Origin of the sequence: Bartonella sp. AP9QHHD, assembly GCF_042195625.1 — a bacterium.
GTDB lineage: Bacteria > Pseudomonadota > Alphaproteobacteria > Rhizobiales > Rhizobiaceae > Bartonella.
Map to the genome: position 1 here is coordinate 1 of NZ_JBHIOP010000041.1, position 1233 is coordinate 1233.

Below are 1233 nucleotides of genomic sequence, written 5' to 3' on the forward strand. Positions count from 1 at the left end.
AGCCCTTGTAACTCGGCAAGTGCGCTTTTGTAGTTATCAACAAACTCTTGCGTTCCATAGGTACCGCGTATTCTAATGCGTTTGCCGTGACCAATACGTACATACCATACAATTTTGCCATGTTGAGTAATTTGTTTGATAGCCATAACAAGCGTTATAGGCTCTGTAATTCCAACGAGTGATTAAAGATCATACGCATCGTTTACGTTTCTTTTGATAAGTTTTCATATCTCTCATAGAGCACTTGCAATATGATACGTTTTGTATATATGCACTCATTACTCCATTGTGGATGATTCATTTTAATCAATAAGAAACGCTATTTGAAAGCCGCGTCATATCACTTGGCACGGCTTTCTTTTATTTTACTCTCTCTTTTATGATATGTTTATAGCAATGCATTTTATATGCGTTTATACACCATAAAAAGGCACGCCCCCCATATCTATTTTTATTCTGTTTTATCAGTTATATTGACAACATTATCGTTTTCATAAACCTTACATTTTTTTGGAACGACACTTACTTTGACTGTTTAATTTTGCATTGCCATAGGCTTTACCCCAGACCTTGTCATGATAGGAAATCTTGGCATTGCCATAAACCCACGCATTATCATACACCCAGAAATTGCCATCATGGGATAAGTTACTTTCCTTTTCGATATAGCCTCCCAGATCACCTACTTTGACATCATCAAAGTCTTTTAAAGCTTTAATGCGATAAAGGTTTGTAATTTTCTTAGTAATTCTATCTTTAATTTGTTTGATTTCATTTGTTAATTGGTATTTTTTGCACATAAAGATACCCTCACAATCTAATATGATAAACGTTTGCTAAAATTTGGAATAGGAAAATTTGAAAGAGGAGCGCCCCCGCCACGCCTGTACTTTCATTTACACCGCTTTATTGATTAGACCCAGACAATCTCTAATTCACCATAAGGAGAGAGACGTTCAGTATAGGTTTTTATTTTAGTAGACTCGCCGACATTTTCACGAATAACAGCAATGCCATGAATATTGGCATTTTCATAAACGTGACCATTTTTAAACACAAGAGCCTCATCATAGTCCCAGCAATTGCCCTCATGAGAGAGGTTATCTTCCTTTTCAATAAAGCCGCCTAAGGTACCTGCTTTGATATCAGCAAATAATTTTTTCAAAAGGGTTTTTAAAGGTACTTATCCACAGCCCATGGCATAGGATAAGATCAGCAAAGTAGTGAAATTTG

Annotated in this window: 3 pseudogenes; all 3 read right to left on the reverse strand. The window is 35.9% G+C overall.

Annotated elements, in window-relative coordinates:
• A pseudogene (locus ACFIK4_RS02985) lies at positions 1–146 on the reverse strand (integrase); the annotation flags it as partial.
• A 378-nt stretch (positions 147–524) separates the two neighbouring features.
• Positions 525–800 (reverse strand): annotated as a pseudogene (locus ACFIK4_RS02990) (hypothetical protein); the annotation flags it as partial.
• A 113-nt stretch (positions 801–913) separates the two neighbouring features.
• A pseudogene (locus ACFIK4_RS02995) lies at positions 914–1159 on the reverse strand (hypothetical protein); the annotation flags it as partial.
• Positions 1160–1233 lie beyond the last annotated feature (74 nt).